We start from the raw sequence: 16,152 nt of genomic DNA on the forward strand, positions 1-16,152 counted from the left end.
GAAGTTTAATTTCCTTTAACTTACAAGAGTTATTAGCCTTCTCCCTAGACTTACAGACCTACCCGATTTTGCTGTGATTCCCATGAGTACAGAGGAATGCAATTCGATAATTTGACCAGTACTTGTACCTAGAACATAACCATTTTCAGACAACCAAAGGGCTGTCTTTCCTCCACCTTGGGATATATCAGCACCAATTAAATCACTATCTACTTCTACAGCAGAATAAGGTATAGGTGAATGAGCTGTTTTTTTAACGAATGTCATTTCTGAAGGTTCAGCACCACTGAGAAAAACGACATGATCAACTTGTCCTACCCATATTCCCCCATCCACTGGCAGAATAAAACTGATACGCTGAGGTAACATAATAAAATCATGTCGTTCATCATGTAAGTGATATGCCATTGCCTGAGAGAATCTTAGAATATTTTTTTCTGCAGTCAGTAATCTACCCTGCCAATACTTCATAAACTTACCGCTCGGCATGGCTGACATAGTGTTGAACTGATTGGCACGTCCCAAATGATCATCTCGATCAATGATGATTTGTGAGGTGCTGATTGGATATGAACCATATTTACGTAATTCTGAGCCATTACGAGCTGAACAATAGATATTCACCTCAGAAATTGAAGCATCAAGACAATAGGGTAACTGTACAATAAGGCTTCCTTGAAGCACGTCCCCATTTCCTAAAATATCAATATGGCTTTGTACATGTTCCGATAATCCCGATTCTTTACCATTACGAGAGTATGAAATTGCCACTACATAATCACCAGTCCCTAATGTTCCACCTTCAATTCGGCTTTCTAACAATGGACTTGCTGGGTTATCTACAGTTAAAGGCTCAAGTTGAAAACCGTTGTAAACAAATATGCCACTAACTGTAGATATATAAATCAGATTATTCAAAACTTCATAGCAAATATATTCAGGATTTAAGTGATCGAGTAATACATCATTCGACCAATCTAAAGTATTTATCTTCACCAGCTGCCGATCTAATGTCGCAAATACATCTCTATGTAATGGGCTTTGCCAAATATTCTTATATTTTAATTCTGTTAATTGTCTTTCAGATTTTCTTAAACTTATACGGCCTGTTTCTGAAATATCAACGTTGATTGCATCCTTCACAAACAATCGTGGATTATCTCCACCAATTTGTAAAGCATCCTCATTTGCCACATTGTTAATTCCAGCTATTGGAAGTAATTTCATTAAAATGCCCCTTTGCGATATTGTTCAGAATTACCATCTGGCCGTATGAAATGGACACGATTTTTAATGTCTGAGGCAGAAATTTTCAAACCATCCAAACCACTCATATGAATTACTTGTGCTGGTATGATTTGTTCATCTTTTCTGAGCGTTACACGCATACGTTGATCAAAGTTTCCATAATCATAAACATTGACCAAGGAATAATCTAAGCCTACAGGTACGACCTCTCTAACTCGATTTGAAATCCAAGCTTTGCCATAAGTCGATTGCTCCCCTCCTCCAATGTTGGTTGGAATATGAGGTCCAATTCGCAAGCCTTGCCACATATAAGGCTTATCATCTTGTTTCAGTGTTCCCATAGAAAGTGAACTTAAAGCAGCCATCATGACATTGCGGTGAAATAGTTGAATTTCATTCTTACTAAACAATAACGAGTTCAATCCAAGTGGTTTAATCGTTTTATTAAAAGGTTCTATATGCTGTATCGAGAAAGAACCATAGCTACTCATATCCAACGCACGTCTAAAACTAATGGTTTGGTTACCAATTGGTGCAATGATTCCGAATTTAAGGCTATTAAATCCTTTTGGTTTAATTTCGAACATGGTTTGGCGTAGTTCTGAATTACCAAATAAAGATAGATCCTTTCCTGCAACATTTATTTTTCTATGAAAATGGGAGATTTCAGGATTCCCAAAAATTGCACCTGGTTCTCTATCCAATCCATCAACATAATGTAATCGTTGTGGAGGATGATTTATTTTTGCTTGTTCAGGCGCTTCAACAACCGCATAAATTGTATGTGGTGAAATTCTTGGTTTGCCTAAATCTAATTTTTCAGTCCATGCAGCAACGTTAATGCTTCGATTTTTATGTGTAACGATTGCTACACCAAACAATCTCTCCCAATAACCCGGCTCTACTCTTATTGAGTTAGCGTGTACATCGGCTGTACCAAATATTGTCATTTCTTTGGTAGAGTTTGGGCGAATTACATTTTGATGAATGACAGGCCATTTCTTAGGATCAGTTTCAAAATTTTCTGTCTCAATTCCAAAATTATTTAAATCAACAATCTGAGTAATATATTTCCCAGCACCAATTTTTTCTAACTTATGAAATTTAGTAATTTCAGGATTTGCAATGCCTGAAGCGTTTATATACTGCTTTCTATCTGCGATGGTATGACCACCCAATAACAATGAATTAAAACCTTCAAAAAGGATATGACGTGTATACAGACCTATATAAGCATTACCAAATTCGGATAAGTCTAATCCTCTATGACGTAATTCAGGGGTCAGATTTCTGACAATAGGTTCACCGACTAAATTTTTATAATCATATTTTGGATAAATTTTATTAAATCTGCTTACGACCTCAGCACGACCATATTTGGACATTGGATCAGTAGCAAAAAACTCAATAAACCGACGGGCATATTTCACTTCGGGCAACGAAATTATAGGCGGTGCGATCGTAAATCGTTGCTCAAAACTCAATGTACGAATGGCTTCACTTACCATTGTATTGCCATAGATTGATTGAACACCTAAACCAATAAATCTGAAATTACGTCGCGTATTTTCAACACTCGCTGAGCCAAATCTTGATGCTGATATGCCTGATGGTTTTAATAATTTCGCACCTAAACGAACATTAGTCCATGATGATATGGCTATAGGATCTATAGAAGGTAAAGGAAGTTTTCTAATCCTAAAGGCTATAAATGAATTGGTCTTTTCACTTTCAATTGGTGATTGAATGCCTAATGGTAGCAAGGCTCTGGCACCATTTTCTACTTGCTGATAACCGAAACGCTGATGTAATACCCCAAACATTTGCAATGTTCTATTTCGGTTTAATACTGTTGCCAATTTTGATGGCATTGGAGGATTTAGACCATCATCTGATGCATGTTCTTGGATAATGAACTGTGTTCTATTCCAAATTTTAGAACGACCCCATTGCTGCTCTACTATTTCACCAAAGCCTAAAAACCCTTTAGGGCTTATATATTGATTATAGTTTTTAACCCCAGCCAATCCATAAATTGTATCCAATCCTTGGCAATAGATACTTTGGATTTCTGGAATTATTCTTGTGCCAAACAGTGTTGCATTCAAACCTTCAGGATAAATTGTAATCTTAGGGCTGACTAAATGATTTGAAGGATATTGTTCATAGATTCCGCGTGGCTCAATATATCTTGGTGAAAATGAAGCCCATGCAATACCAAACCGTTGCATATCATTACTTTTCATTTCCACGTAGAGTAAAGAGTATGCAACTAACTGCGTGCCTGATTGAAATGAATCAATTGCCCCTGCCATTGTCACAAATTGCTCTTTGTGACTTATACGCGATCCACCAAATCTAGCGAAGTTAGTACCAGTTAAATTAATGTATGAGCGTAGGCTTTGTATCTTTTGGCTACCAAATAAGCCAGCATTTAAACCTATTGGTATTAAAAACCTTTTGAGATTTTGAACTGTAAATTGACCGAATACCTGTGTATTTAATCCATTTGGCTTTACAAACTTATATTTATTATAGATTCCTAAAGAACCTATCTGTTGTGAGTTAAATCCTAAAGCTTGAATATACTTGCGATAAAGAATTAGAGACGCAATACCAAAATTAATGGCAATTAATCCATTCGGTTTAATATAAATATTGTAATTAAATACTTTATGGTTGTTAGATAAATCAAGAGGTGGAATACCTCCAGCATATATCACGATATCTTCAGGCGGTTTGTCTGTACCAAACTTAAAATTAATTTGATCTTGGGGTAAAGTAAAATACGCGTCTTTATTCTTTTTAAAGTTTAAATTGACTTCAACTGATCTAGTGGTAAATGCGTTTGCTTTAACTGCATGGTAACTAAATATACTTCGCTCATAAGGAGGAAGTATTGATTTAGGTTGAATGACGTTGATCTGTGGAACAATAGATTCATATTGAGTATTGAAGTCAACAGGTTGATCTTTCTTGACCCCTGCCGTTTTTTTCTTAGATCGAAAATCTAATTCCATAGGCATAGAATCAACTCACATTAATTCTGTCTATTACGATTCCTTCAAAATCAGGGAGGACGTCATCATCGAGACATACAGCAAATAAAATTTCACCTATTTTAGCTGCGCATAATGATTTATACGTTCCATCCGCTTTAGAAATTGCTTGACCAACTTTGTTTCCAGTTAATCTGTTGTAAATATAAACCTTACAATTTGATGCTGGTTGGCCAGAAGCATCTAAAACTTTACCATTCATGGTTAAAGCACTTGAACGTATACAATAAAGTTTTAAGTTTTTTAGTGTTGCAATGTGGTTATATGCTGTGCCATTTGGTGGAATAAACCCGATTGGTCTATTGTTGGTGGTAAATCCGAAATAAAGATCACCTGTATTTTCTAAAAAACAATGCATTTCAGAACCGCCACTGTCTGAATGAAAGTTGATATAGCAACCATTTGAGTATCGAATACAAGTATAGTTGCCAGCTACATCTGCAGTTGATGGATTAAGATGAAAATATAATGAGGCAGAATTATTTAGACTAATATAAGAATAATTATTTAAAAGAAACTCACCTGTGGGAACCTGTAATTTATATGTTCCACCACCAAATGCAGTTTGTGAAAGTAGCGCACCACCATCGCCACTGACACCAAAAAAACTATTGAAATTTCCCCAAAATGATAAAGAGTTACCTGGAGCATTAAAATAAATATAATGGTCGCCAACATTCCCAGTTGTCGATGTCGAAACCGTCTCTCCCTTCGCTTTTATGTAATCAACCATTTGCGTAATGTCTGTAAAGGTTACAGACATATCATAAAGTACGTAGGCTTGGCTGAGATTATTCGGATCACAAAACCCTGTTTTTAATAACTCCATAATCAATCAACTGAAATCAGCCCTCCAAAAACATCTTCATTATTCCAATAGCCTTTATTTTTATGCCATTCACTGTACTGAGTGAAAAAAGGATTTTCACCAATCTCATTGAGTTTTGCCAATACTAAATCTTCAATCCAATTTTCCACATACAAAATGTCATTGTCGCTGATTTCAGAACAATACATCTGAAATGGAGGTAGACCTAAAAGCTTCCCCCAATCATATTGAAGGTTTAATGCACCATTCATCACTTGTTCAGGTTCTACACCTGACATTTGGATAATGATTTGTTCAGGCTTATTGTTTTCACTCATGCGAAACACTCACTATTAAAGTTTGAAAATTTTGTTTGCGCCATTGTCCCAAGTCACGATGATGTCACCGCCATTTGGTGTGATGGGTAAACCTGTTGCGGTATCAAGATAGGCAATCAAGGGGCTTGTACCTTCTGTTCCTGTATCTGCATAAATCACGATTGCACCAATCGCACCACCTGATACTGCTGTGAATGTTGCATCTGCGGCATCTGCTGCCCCACCTGCTGTAGATTTGGCTGTTAAAGTTACAGGACCCGCAATTCGCGCTGAACTCGAAATATCAGAAATAAATTCATGTGTTGAAGCATTCACTGTATAAGCGCTTGTGCTGACTAAATAAACTTTGATAGTGTCAGTTAGCCAGTTAAATTGACCTTCCAAAAAGCGCTGACGGCCTTTCTCATAGAGTGTGTTTGCCATGTGCTTGATTCTCCGTATCTGAATCGGAAGCACTCATGCGCTTATGTGTAATTTCAATGTGGTTATCTGCTTCAACACAAAGACGCGCCAACTGCCCTGATTTTTTGATCAATTGAACTTTGGCATCGCCAATAAAAAGCATGTCTTCTGTCTTTAAATCAATAATTCGTTTGCCCATCTTGTGCATATTCAAATAAACATAGCTCATTATGTAGAAAACCCCTGAAAGCTATGAGCCTTACAGGGGTTTAATAATTTTGGATACTTAAGGGAAAAACGGTTGCACAACATGAGGTATATCTTCTCGCGTCATTCGCCTTAAGTCACTATCAGGACGTGGACCAAAGTAATCAGTAAATGCTTGCTCTGCTAAAGCCGAACGATTTGGATCGAAAAACTCTGAATCCGGAACACTATAAGCTTTGTGTAATGCCCACTGAATTAACTGAACATGGTGAATTTGGTTGATCTCTGGCTTATCTGTATCATCTTCCATCACTATTAATGGCACTCGATACCCTTCTAACTGTAATTCACCTTCAATAGTTGGAATTGGTACAAGCCGAAGCTTTGTATCATCTTGAATCACGAACTGTGGCACGCCTTTCATGCGTTTCCAATTATCACATTTATATCGCTGATCTAAATTTTCAGCAGACATTAAAGCTAAGTATGAACAATAAATGCCATTTGCCGGTTCAAACCACACTCTGCTTAATTCATATAATGATTGATGTATTGGATATTCGGAAGTAGAAGGACTTACAGCAATGGTACATACATCTCTGTTTTGACTTTCATGCAACAAACGTCCACGTATGCATGCTTCGTTTACAGCATCATTAAGCCAATCAATAACGCTTTCATCATCATTGAAATAAGGCTCAACCTTGTCATTTGCTAAAGTACGAAAGCGTTGAATCAATTGGCTTAGTTGCATTACACCACCCCAAAACGTTTAATTAAATCAACTACCTGATCCTGTAATGTCTTGACACTACTATTTAATTTTAAACTTTGATCATATTTATGCTTAGCGTATTCAACCAAACTTTTTTTATCTGTAATTCGTTGAACAATATCAATTTCATCCATGATCAATGCTTCGTTTTCATCATCCTTTTCCTGTTTCTTTTTGGACTCATCTAAAATCAACGATGTATCATCTGATTGTTGAGTATCAGAGTCCGAAGCATTCAAATCTGCTTGTTCATAACGTTGAAATTCTGGATGCTTCAACAAATTACTCGCAATATTACTAGGCACAATACGAACTTGGCTGTGTGCAAAAACTAAATTAGAGCCGTAAAGGCAATCTATATGTTGGTCTTTTCGTCCTACATATTGAATAGCAATGCCACTTGAACCAACTGATTTAGCAGCTTCTAGTGCAATTTGTGCTTGTTGAATAGCTACTGGTGAGATAACTGCAGTCTTTTGAACTTTTTCACGTAAATTTTTAACTTCATCTGCCAATGCTAAATATTCTTCTACATCAGGCAGATCTTTCATTAAATGAACTGTTGAACGGAATAAATAATCTTTTGCCTTTTGTTCAAGAGGCAATTCTTCATAGGGTAAGAAACAAGGATGCTCCTTTTTCTCTAAATTCTTAAACTCACCGTAGGTCCAGCCTTCCGCTTCTTTTTGTTGATACCAACTTTCATGTGATTGTTCAGGTGTAGCTTGTGGATTTGCTAAATGCATTTCTACACCAGCTATTAAACTTTGCTTATGTGTTTCGGGTGTATCATCCCATGCGACTTGACTATCATCACCTAACGACTGGCAATATGCAGCGTTAATAGAGTGACAAATCATTGCAATAGCTAAAGTTTTCATCTCATTTTCCTTTTCTTTTATCTTGAAAAAAGGCGATGCAAGTCAAACCACTCACACCGCCAAGGTTTAACTCAGATTGAAATTAACGGGGACCTTTCAATTCGCCCGTTACAATGATCTGAATTTCAGATGCTTTTGCATTTGCTGCACCCGATACAGTTAGAATTAATCGTGTGGGCTTTGGTAAAGTGACCAACTTTGAACCATTTGCACGAACACGACCTACTGTTGCTAAGTCACCATCTTTTAGAAAATAAGATGCATCTTGAGGTACATCAGCTGAATCACTGCCAGTGTATTTAAATCCTAAATTACCCTTAATTGCTTCTGTCATACCCGTTGAAACAATGACTTGTGCATCTTCAAGTTGCATGCCTTCTGGTAACTCACCCAAATCAATTACATCTCCTACAGCGATTGCAGCAGTAGAATCCGAATCAATTACTGCACCTGTAGAATTTGTTAAAAGTGAATAAACCAAACTGGTAGCATTACCAAATGGACTAAACCCACCAAATTGGCGAGTACGGGCTGTCTTGCGCTTAATCGTAGCCATAACTGCAAACTCCAATAAACCAAATATAAAAGGTATGCCCTGATTGGACATACCCTGTTTACACTTACAAGCCACGACCAAAGATCGGAACGGCTGTATCCACTACGGTTACACCATAGTCTGTGAATTCTTGACGCTCACCTGTGTTCACATCAAAGCGGATTTTAGATACACCACGAACAGCACCAATAAGTAGTTCCCACTTATCGCCATGATCCAGCTCTTTTTCAGACCAGAAGAATGGTGCGCCTGAATGCTCAGATGAAGCCATTGCTTCCGCTAATGCTTGTCCACCTAAGATGATTGAACGATCTACTGCAAATTTATCGCCAAAGCTTGCTGGCACAATTGCGCTAGACTCAACTTCTGAATCATACGCAGCACAATATTTAATTATGTCACCTGCATAGAAGCGAATAGGACGTGGCATTTTGCGAATAATAAAGTTATTCCAGATACCTACATCACCAGTAAACAATGGGTGTTGTTTAGCTTGGCTTGCACGTGCCCAAGCTGCTGCTTGAAATGAACGGAAACCAGGTTGTGAAGCAAATTTGTTGTATTGATCTGGTGAAACTAACCACACTCGAATTGGTGAATCGTCAGCATTTGAATCACCTTCAAATTTACAAATCGGTGGTGGCAATGCAATCGTATCTAAAACAGATTTCATTGAATCCACAGCATCCATCGTAAATAGATCACCTGTTTCAATTTGAACTTCATCTGCAGTTTGTTTGAATAGCTGTACGCCTGAACCATCCACAAGGAAATGACGGTTTTTTGTTGGAGCTTTTACACGGTTAACCATGATTTCTTTAAATTCAGGATGGTTATCTGTTGGAATAGCCCATTCAATATTGTCATGGAAACCACGTGCACCAGCCATATGAACTAAAGTGGATTGATCGCAATAACGATCCATCAAGCTTTGAGCGACTGGACGACCAAGTTTTCGTAAATCAGCTGGGCTACGGATTTGTGACATCACATTACCCAAGTCCACTGGAAAACGTGCTTGGTTTACACGTAAACGATCTTCATTCAAGGACATTCCCACACCACGACCTTCGGCATGAGCACTACCCATGATTGGATATGCGCCAACAGGGTTAAGTAAATGGAACGTTACTTCATCTCCACGGCCTTTACCTAAATCTTGTACACGTACAATTGGCATATGCTGTGTTGTTTGTTTACGCAAAGTTGCATCAGCACCAGCTTCACCCTTTTGCATTTTCCCTGCTAAAAGATTAAGAGTACTGTTGCGTTGCATATGGGTAGCGAACAAGCCAACGGCCTGTGTCACCATATTTGTTTTATCACCATAAGCGGCATTGGTTTTATTCGTCATGTCGACTCTCCACAATTTAAATTACACACGACGATTCAGATATTGCTCACGCTGTTCTTCAGTCCATGTGGACATTTCTTCGATCATTTGCGCAGGTGTCATATTGGCAATGCGTTCATCACGAGAAACACCAGCAGGAGAGCCAGCAGGCAAATCTGAAAGGCTATGTGGTACTTGTGTTTGAGCGTTTTTTACAGCTTCTTGCGCTGCTGCTTTCACCGCATCGGGTTTTGCAGCTTGTTCAGTTGATTGATTTGCAGATTTGTACAATCCTAAGAGCTCTACAACCTGTGAAGCTGTACCACCATTTAAGACTGTTTCGTAAGCACTTTTCGTAATACCCGGTTGAGCACTCATCCAATCATTGAACTCTTTAGACTCAACAATTGATTCCGCGTCAGGGTGTGCCGTAAAGATTTCAGTAAAGTGTGCTTGTTCAGCACTAACTGCTTGTTGCTGTTGAAATGGTGCCAATGCGTCTTTAACACGTTGATCAACCATTGCAGAAACACGCATATCTACAACTTTTTGAATACCTTCAGCTAAAGCTTTTTCACTAAAATCACCAAAGATTGCAGGGTTTACACCTTCATCAATGGCTTTTTGAGCAATAGCTACTTGGTTATCTTGTGCTGTAGGTGCTTGACCCTTATCAATACGTTGCTGTGCATCTGTTTGAAGCTTTGCAAGCTCTGTTTGCGCATCTTCATACTTTTGCTTCCACTCTTGCTCACCCTTGCGTGCATTAGCAAGGCGCTCGAATGGAATAGTGTGCTTACCATCTTTTGCAAGAACCACCGCATTTTCATCATTCAACTGACTTTCATCAGGTTGCTGTTGTGCTGTCGGTTCAGTTTTTGGTGTATTGGCTTGTTCCTGTTCTTGGGTAGTTGCTGGCTGACTACCATTTTCCGCAGGATTAGATGCGGTATCGCCATGAAGCTCTTGATCTATCAATTGACCTGCAAGTTCAGGTGTAAGTTTCCCACCATTTTCATCAATCAACTGTTGTTGTTGCTCTGTAATTTCCATGTCTTTCCTATCACTTATCGCTGTGACCGCTAAGGCGAATGGCTAGAGTTACTAGCGTTTAGCTGTCGATTGCTCAACATGAGACAAGTGTCTAGGATTTAGATATGATGTCGTTAGCCTTACAGGGGGTGTAAAAAAACCACCCAAAGGTGGTTTTAGAAGTCTAGTCTTTTAAATTTATATAGCTGCCACTATAAAGATCAATATTCTTTAAGCCAGGACAATTCGAAGGAGGCTTAGTTGATTTTTTTTTAGTATTACCTTCAATTTTTAAAGGCGGTAATAACTTGTTTCGGCTCAACAACTCCGCCTCCTTCTGCTCATGACTTAAATTTTTCATGATTAATCAATCCCGTCTAAGAATGAACCGATATCTTCATCACTTATATTTTTAATACAGAAGTCAGTGATTCTCTGACTTGAATTAGGAGTTGTTTTCATAGCTGTAGATTTGCCATCAGTACTAACTTCTAATGCATATAAATTACCCTTTTTATCTGTTTTTTTCCATCTTTTTATATCAACACTACCAATTTCATATTCCCAATCCAAAAGGTTAGAGTCGATATCAGCGATAGCATTGATAACATCTAAAGCGGATTGAAATCTTTTAGTTGAATCTATGTGCATACACTTATTAACAACTTTTTTTAACTTTTCTGGGATGTGCAGAGGGTATTTTGTTCTGTCAGGAAATGTGCCTTTTTTTAAGGATTTAATGAAATTATCTTGTGAACCTAACATATCCCACTGTTTATAAAATTCAGTATCTCCACAACACATTCTATAAAGCGTTATTCCAACTTGATAAATATCAAAAGTCCTGTCGAAGCTTAAATCCCCTTTCGAATACCCATCTATAAACTCAGGCGGGATAATTCTTGTATAAACTGATGATACCCATGCAAGCCCATCATCATTTACTAATTGAGTTAATCCAAAATCAGAAACCATTGCTTCATTTCTATTTGAAAGCATTATGTTGTCAGGTTTAATATCAAAATGAATTAATCCCTTCGAATGTATATTATGCAAACCACTTAAAAATTCAACTGCATATTTAATCACTTCTCTAGATGTTAAATATCTTTTTGCTAATAGACTTTTAATTGTTCCATTTTTATAAAATGGCATAGCTATATAAATATTTCTATCATCTTCACAAGCGTAATAAAGCTGTACTACATTCGGGTGAGAACTTTTAAATAATTTTCTCGCCTCATCATAAAAATCATTTATATCTACAATTGTCTTATCATCTTTTCGATATTCAATTTCTTTAATTACTAATTCCCCATCAATATTCTTATCATGTGCTATATAAACCTTTGAATTCTTACCTTCAGCACCAATTTCTTTAGTTTTTTGAAAAGATACAATTGCTTTTTGACATGGGTAAATCATAGTAATGCTCCATAGCCAACCAGTGCGGCTTCTTTGCTTTCTAAATTAGTGCATAAAGCCCATCTATTAATTTTGGCATATTGCGATTTACTTTTTAATAAATCTTTATATAACTCTTTATTAATATTAAGTTTTCTTGAAATAGACATTACCTGACCTGTAAAATAACTATTTACACTACTACTAGAAAATGCTTCTTGAATAACACCCTCAATATGAAGACGATTTATGTTTACATTTTCAGAGACTGTTTCAGCTATTCTTATACCTGCTACTTGAATATTGTATTCTCGAATAATATCAAGAACCGTATTTCGGACATATTTTAATTTAGCTGGAAAATCCAAAGCTAATGGTATTTTTATAGTTTCTACGTTGACTATATCTGCCTCACTATCTGTATAATCAATAACTACAAACGTTACTTTTTTAGGTTCAACCCTAATACCTAGTGAATTCATACTCAAATTTAATCCTATATTTTATAAAGTATTACATCAACCCTTTGATCTATTGAATAATATCACTAAAAATAATATGCACAATACAAATTAAGGACGAATTTCAATATTGGAATATGGTCCAATTTCGATAATGATTATATTCACCACGTGTCATAGTTGTTGCCAATACGGATTTAGTGCCAACGTATACACACATAGCGAAAGGTAATAATTTCTTTAACATTTTATGCCCACAATAAAAAAGACAGTCGATTTGACTGTCTCAATTATTAAGTCATGAATGGAATAGGTCATGCCCTAGATGGTGAACTCATTTATCTAGTTTCAATTAGTTGATAATTAAAATTTTATATTTTAAAATATTATTTTTCAAAAGGTTAAATATAACATATGCTAAATTACAAACAACGCCACTTTGATACTGCCCAAGAAATTTGGGACGCAATAAGACCTGAAGAAATTAATAATCAAATTGGAGATGATCTAAACCCAATATTTCGAGGTCAGGGAAATGCCGATTGGAAGCTATCTCCTAACGCATCTAGAACCGCTGTAGATATAACAATTAGGGATCAAGTAAAATTTGAAGTTCAAATGCTTGTACACTTTTTGGAATACTGCGATAAGACGGGAATCCAAGTCCCTGGTCATATTGCAAGCACTAAAAAATCATTAGATGAAATGTTATCAGGGGCAAATGATAAAGATTTATTTGAATGGCCCACTGATAAATATCATGAGATTTTAGCATTTGCTCAACATTACGGAGTTTCAACAAGATTACTCGATTGGAGCAAAAGATCATTTATTGCTGCTTACTTTAGTTCAAGTGAGGCTGTTAAAGGCATTGCTGATGCTATAGTTAAAAATACTAAACCGGATTTAAAACAAAGATTAGCCATTTGGATTTTAGAGTCTAAAAAAGTATACAACCACAATACACAATTCAATTACAGTTCGAACAGAAGTCTTATTCCCTTTGATATTATTAGTATCCCTAGCAATGTAAATTTTCACATTGCAGCACAACAAGGTTGTTTTACAATTTTTCGTCATGTCTCTAAAGAAATCAATGATAATGATGATGAGTGGTTTTGCAAACCTCTTGAATTTTCAAAAGATAAAACTCTTGATACAACAAATTTGAATTATTCAAAGTATCTACATAAATGGACTTTACCCTATTCTGAAGCTCACAAGCTTTTGAAACTCTGTGAGCTTTATAATGTAAATGCTGCATCTGTGTATCCAACTGCTACTGGTGTAGGTTATGCAGTAAAAGACTTAATGAATATACAGGTAATTGAAAAATATCTAAGCTCAATAACTTAGTTTTCAAATATTATCCCCTATGCTTACCGTTTCGATCCCTTGCATTCCAGTACCCACCTGACTTGGCACAGGTGGATCCATTGGACTGGTATTCTGTTGAACCTCTGCAAGCCCTTCACTCCCTACTTCCGCCCCTTGACCTTGAATATATGGGCTACGAATATCACTAGCTGCAGTCTGCTCGGCAATTGGGAAGTTTGGATCATCTCCCATTGGATTTGGACGCTGATAACCTGCACCTTTCATGACCTCATCTGCAATTGGCGCAATTTGTGGCATTTGAGCTACCTGTGCACCAGCTTGCATTGCTGCATATGCCGCTTTCACTCCAATTTCTACTGAACGAGCATCTATTTCCTTGATCTCACTACCAGCTTTACGCTCTTTAAGTTCAAGTTCACGTAATTTAATATCATTACCAGCTTGTGCTAGTGCTTGTTTAACTTCTTCTCGAATACGTTGCTCGATTTGTTCTGGTGTAGATGCCTGAGTAGCTTCGCGAATTGATTCAATAATATCTTTCTTAAATGGAATATCAGTCAATGCCATTACATATGGCAATACAGCTGTTTGAATTTCAGCAGATAATGACTTGGTAATCTCAGATAAAGCATTCAATTGTTGTTCACGGAATGTTGTAGAACTTGGAACATCATCGAGTACTACTTTCAAGCGAATACGTTGCACATCATTCGAAACATATGGATAACCCATTTCATCAACTTCGGGTTTGTTGATTACTACAGTACGATCTTCACGGATTGCATCACCTTCAATAATCACAGTTTGCTCACGGGTTCCCATATCTTCAACTATCATAGAAAGAAGCATTTCACCTATCAGTGTTCTGGCTTCTCTAAAATTATCCATGATTTTCATCAAAGTTTGATTGGATTGCTCAATCTGCAACTGCTCTTGTTTGCCCGATGTCGCGTTTCCTTTTTTACCTTGGAAGCCAGATGTTATATTGCTGACTCGCTCGATTGCTGCACGGTTATCATTAATCAATTGAAAATGTTGTTGTGATAATTCAAAGTCACGTTTCACTTCAAAACGGGCGCCATTTTTTGCCATATGGTTGGCATTCAATACAATATCTGCGTCAGGACGAGCAACTTGGCGACGAAGCTGCTCATCTGTCATATCAACCGCGCCTTTAGTACGTTCAACACGTGTAACGCTCATACCCCAACGTAATTTAGAAATGCCTGAATTTATGCTGTCTTGGCTGAACTTCATTCGTCGTACAAAGCCGTAAGGAATGTTGGTATTGTCCTCACGCGCTCCCCAAAATGGTACATAAGGGAAATAATGATGTGAATATGGAGTAGGTCCATCAAATAGCAAATGAGGTCCCAACCAATACGAGCGTCTCACCTTTGATATATTTGCAAGTTCAACGTGCGCCATTCCCTGAAAAATGGCAATGTCATGATTCATATTTGAAGAATCATATTCAACTACACGACCATCTGAGAATTTTAGTACTGGTACACGCACCCAACGTCGGTACCAAACCTCAGCAACATTGATTTCTTTTGATGTTGGGTTATACCAATACTGCTCACTGATTGTGTATGAACGAGAATCAAGCCATGCATTTTGTAGACCTGTACTATCGCCACCATCCAATACACCAGCTTCTTGCCACCATGAACCACCATACCGACCTACAGTTTGAATGAGTTCAGCATGTTGAGGAAAGGCATTCATTAAACGCTTTGGGTGAATCCAACGAGTACGACGTAACCAACGTGCATCACTTAAATCATTTTCAGTAGATTTCATATCCCAATGAATTTCATTGCGATGGACTTTTGTACAGCGATATGGGAATTTAAACGGATCCTGTTCACGCTTAACTTCAACCCAACCAATACCACAACCAATCTGAGGCCGGAAGGCATCACTACAGGCTTTATCCGCTTTAGATAAACGTTCAGCTTGATTCAATTTAAAATTTAGAGCATCTGCTACATCATCACTGCCTGTATCACCATTGGCTTTTACACGCCAATCTGTGCGTGTTTGCAACTCAAAACCTTCTACAGATTGCAATGCAGGGCCGATCATATCCTCTACTGCTGGAGGAATACCGATCTGTTTCATACGGTTGAGTAATTCAGTTTCAAGCTGATTACCATCCGCGTAATCCATTTCTTTATCTGCAGTATGACGCCAGTAAGGTTGTTCCTCAATTTCGTACATAATTTCAGTAAGTTCATCGAGCTTCAAAGCATCATCATCATGATTAGCTTGCTCAATCTCAGTAGTATCATGATCAAACATATT

Annotated in this window: 16 protein-coding genes; 1 reads left to right on the forward strand and 15 read right to left on the reverse strand. The window is 37.3% G+C overall.

What is annotated here, in order from left to right:
• Nucleotides 1-15 precede the first annotated feature (15 nt).
• The 14 genes from WFN33_RS02345 to WFN33_RS02410 all read right to left on the reverse strand — a co-directional run bounded on the left by WFN33_RS02345 (nucleotide 16) and on the right by WFN33_RS02410 (nucleotide 12,525).
• Nucleotides 16-1,227, reverse strand: coding sequence for a hypothetical protein (locus tag WFN33_RS02345; protein WP_336951174.1), 1,212 nt, complete (start codon nucleotides 1,225-1,227; stop codon nucleotides 16-18).
• Nucleotides 1,227-4,274: a hypothetical protein gene (locus WFN33_RS02350; RefSeq protein WP_336951176.1), complete on the reverse strand. Its 3,048-nt coding sequence runs from the start codon at nucleotides 4,272-4,274 to the stop codon at nucleotides 1,227-1,229. The genes WFN33_RS02345 and WFN33_RS02350 overlap by 1 nt, the downstream gene beginning before the upstream one ends.
• A 4-nt stretch (nucleotides 4,275-4,278) precedes the next feature.
• Nucleotides 4,279-5,136, reverse strand: a complete 858-nt coding sequence (locus tag WFN33_RS02355; protein WP_336951177.1) for a carboxypeptidase-like regulatory domain-containing protein — start codon at nucleotides 5,134-5,136, stop codon at nucleotides 4,279-4,281.
• 2 nt (nucleotides 5,137-5,138) lie between these two features.
• The gene (locus WFN33_RS02360; RefSeq protein WP_336951179.1) at nucleotides 5,139-5,453 is read right to left on the reverse strand and encodes a hypothetical protein; all 315 of its coding nucleotides are present in this window, start codon (nucleotides 5,451-5,453) and stop codon (nucleotides 5,139-5,141) included.
• 15 nt (nucleotides 5,454-5,468) lie between these two features.
• Nucleotides 5,469-5,876, reverse strand: coding sequence for a hypothetical protein (locus WFN33_RS02365; RefSeq protein WP_336951181.1), 408 nt, complete (start codon nucleotides 5,874-5,876; stop codon nucleotides 5,469-5,471).
• Complete coding sequence (locus WFN33_RS02370) at nucleotides 5,857-6,084, reverse strand: hypothetical protein (RefSeq protein WP_336951183.1); 228 nt, start codon at nucleotides 6,082-6,084, stop codon at nucleotides 5,857-5,859. Before WFN33_RS02370 ends, WFN33_RS02365 begins: the two co-directional genes overlap by 20 nt.
• Nucleotides 6,085-6,141: 57 nt before the next feature.
• Nucleotides 6,142-6,816, reverse strand: a complete 675-nt coding sequence (locus WFN33_RS02375; RefSeq protein ID WP_336951185.1) for a phage adaptor protein — start codon at nucleotides 6,814-6,816, stop codon at nucleotides 6,142-6,144.
• A complete protein-coding gene (locus WFN33_RS02380) occupies nucleotides 6,816-7,718 on the reverse strand; it encodes a RyR domain-containing protein (protein ID WP_336951187.1) in 903 nt (300 codons plus the stop codon). The genes WFN33_RS02375 and WFN33_RS02380 overlap by 1 nt, the downstream gene beginning before the upstream one ends.
• Nucleotides 7,719-7,800: 82 nt before the next feature.
• Nucleotides 7,801-8,274, reverse strand: coding sequence for a hypothetical protein (locus tag WFN33_RS02385; RefSeq protein ID WP_336951189.1), 474 nt, complete (start codon nucleotides 8,272-8,274; stop codon nucleotides 7,801-7,803).
• Nucleotides 8,275-8,338: 64 nt separating this feature from the next.
• Nucleotides 8,339-9,628, reverse strand: coding sequence for a phage capsid family protein (locus WFN33_RS02390; RefSeq protein WP_336951191.1), 1,290 nt, complete (start codon nucleotides 9,626-9,628; stop codon nucleotides 8,339-8,341).
• 21 nt (nucleotides 9,629-9,649) lie between these two features.
• A complete protein-coding gene (locus tag WFN33_RS02395; RefSeq protein WP_336951193.1) occupies nucleotides 9,650-10,660 on the reverse strand; it encodes a hypothetical protein in 1,011 nt (336 codons plus the stop codon).
• A gap of 163 nt (nucleotides 10,661-10,823) precedes the next feature.
• Nucleotides 10,824-11,000 carry a hypothetical protein gene (locus tag WFN33_RS02400; protein ID WP_336951194.1) on the reverse strand — a complete coding sequence of 59 codons (177 nt, stop codon included), beginning with the start codon at nucleotides 10,998-11,000 and terminating at the stop codon, nucleotides 10,824-10,826.
• A gap of 2 nt (nucleotides 11,001-11,002) precedes the next feature.
• Nucleotides 11,003-12,064 carry a serine/threonine-protein kinase gene (locus WFN33_RS02405; RefSeq protein ID WP_336951196.1) on the reverse strand — a complete coding sequence of 354 codons (1,062 nt, stop codon included), beginning with the start codon at nucleotides 12,062-12,064 and terminating at the stop codon, nucleotides 11,003-11,005.
• Nucleotides 12,061-12,525, reverse strand: coding sequence for a hypothetical protein (locus tag WFN33_RS02410; protein WP_336951198.1), 465 nt, complete (start codon nucleotides 12,523-12,525; stop codon nucleotides 12,061-12,063). The genes WFN33_RS02405 and WFN33_RS02410 overlap by 4 nt, the downstream gene beginning before the upstream one ends.
• 393 nt (nucleotides 12,526-12,918) lie before the next feature.
• Here WFN33_RS02410 and WFN33_RS02415 point away from each other — a divergent pair, with 393 nt between their 5' ends.
• Nucleotides 12,919-13,860, forward strand: coding sequence for an FRG domain-containing protein (locus tag WFN33_RS02415; protein ID WP_336951200.1), 942 nt, complete (start codon nucleotides 12,919-12,921; stop codon nucleotides 13,858-13,860).
• A gap of 3 nt (nucleotides 13,861-13,863) precedes the next feature.
• Here WFN33_RS02415 and WFN33_RS02420 read toward each other — a convergent pair whose 3' ends face one another.
• Nucleotides 13,864-16,149 carry a portal protein gene (locus WFN33_RS02420; protein WP_336951202.1) on the reverse strand — a complete coding sequence of 762 codons (2,286 nt, stop codon included), beginning with the start codon at nucleotides 16,147-16,149 and terminating at the stop codon, nucleotides 13,864-13,866.
• Between the last annotated feature and the right edge of the window lie 3 nt (nucleotides 16,150-16,152).

Origin of the sequence: Acinetobacter sp. AS167, from assembly GCF_037152175.1 — a bacterium.
GTDB lineage: Bacteria > Pseudomonadota > Gammaproteobacteria > Pseudomonadales > Moraxellaceae > Acinetobacter.

Bases quoted from the DNA above. Each gene is read 5' to 3' on its own strand.
- WFN33_RS02350 (WP_336951176.1), bottom strand. From the start codon at position 4,274: ATGCCTATGGAATTAGATTTTCGATCTAAGAAAAAAACGGCAGGGGTC.
- WFN33_RS02415 (WP_336951200.1), top strand. From the start codon at position 12,919: ATGCTAAATTACAAACAACGCCACTTTGATACTGCCCAAGAAATTTGG.
- WFN33_RS02395 (WP_336951193.1), bottom strand. From the start codon at position 10,660: ATGGAAATTACAGAGCAACAACAACAGTTGATTGATGAAAATGGTGGG.
- WFN33_RS02410 (WP_336951198.1), bottom strand. From the start codon at position 12,525: ATGAATTCACTAGGTATTAGGGTTGAACCTAAAAAAGTAACGTTTGTA.
- WFN33_RS02355 (WP_336951177.1), bottom strand. From the start codon at position 5,136: ATGGAGTTATTAAAAACAGGGTTTTGTGATCCGAATAATCTCAGCCAA.
- WFN33_RS02400 (WP_336951194.1), bottom strand. From the start codon at position 11,000: ATGAAAAATTTAAGTCATGAGCAGAAGGAGGCGGAGTTGTTGAGCCGA.
- WFN33_RS02345 (WP_336951174.1), bottom strand. From the start codon at position 1,227: ATGAAATTACTTCCAATAGCTGGAATTAACAATGTGGCAAATGAGGAT.
- WFN33_RS02365 (WP_336951181.1), bottom strand. From the start codon at position 5,876: ATGGCAAACACACTCTATGAGAAAGGCCGTCAGCGCTTTTTGGAAGGT.
- WFN33_RS02420 (WP_336951202.1), bottom strand. From the start codon at position 16,149: ATGTTTGATCATGATACTACTGAGATTGAGCAAGCTAATCATGATGAT.
- WFN33_RS02370 (WP_336951183.1), bottom strand. From the start codon at position 6,084: ATGAGCTATGTTTATTTGAATATGCACAAGATGGGCAAACGAATTATT.
- WFN33_RS02375 (WP_336951185.1), bottom strand. From the start codon at position 6,816: ATGCAACTAAGCCAATTGATTCAACGCTTTCGTACTTTAGCAAATGAC.
- WFN33_RS02390 (WP_336951191.1), bottom strand. From the start codon at position 9,628: ATGACGAATAAAACCAATGCCGCTTATGGTGATAAAACAAATATGGTG.
- WFN33_RS02360 (WP_336951179.1), bottom strand. From the start codon at position 5,453: ATGAGTGAAAACAATAAGCCTGAACAAATCATTATCCAAATGTCAGGT.
- WFN33_RS02385 (WP_336951189.1), bottom strand. From the start codon at position 8,274: ATGGCTACGATTAAGCGCAAGACAGCCCGTACTCGCCAATTTGGTGGG.
- WFN33_RS02380 (WP_336951187.1), bottom strand. From the start codon at position 7,718: ATGAAAACTTTAGCTATTGCAATGATTTGTCACTCTATTAACGCTGCA.
- WFN33_RS02405 (WP_336951196.1), bottom strand. From the start codon at position 12,064: ATGATTTACCCATGTCAAAAAGCAATTGTATCTTTTCAAAAAACTAAA.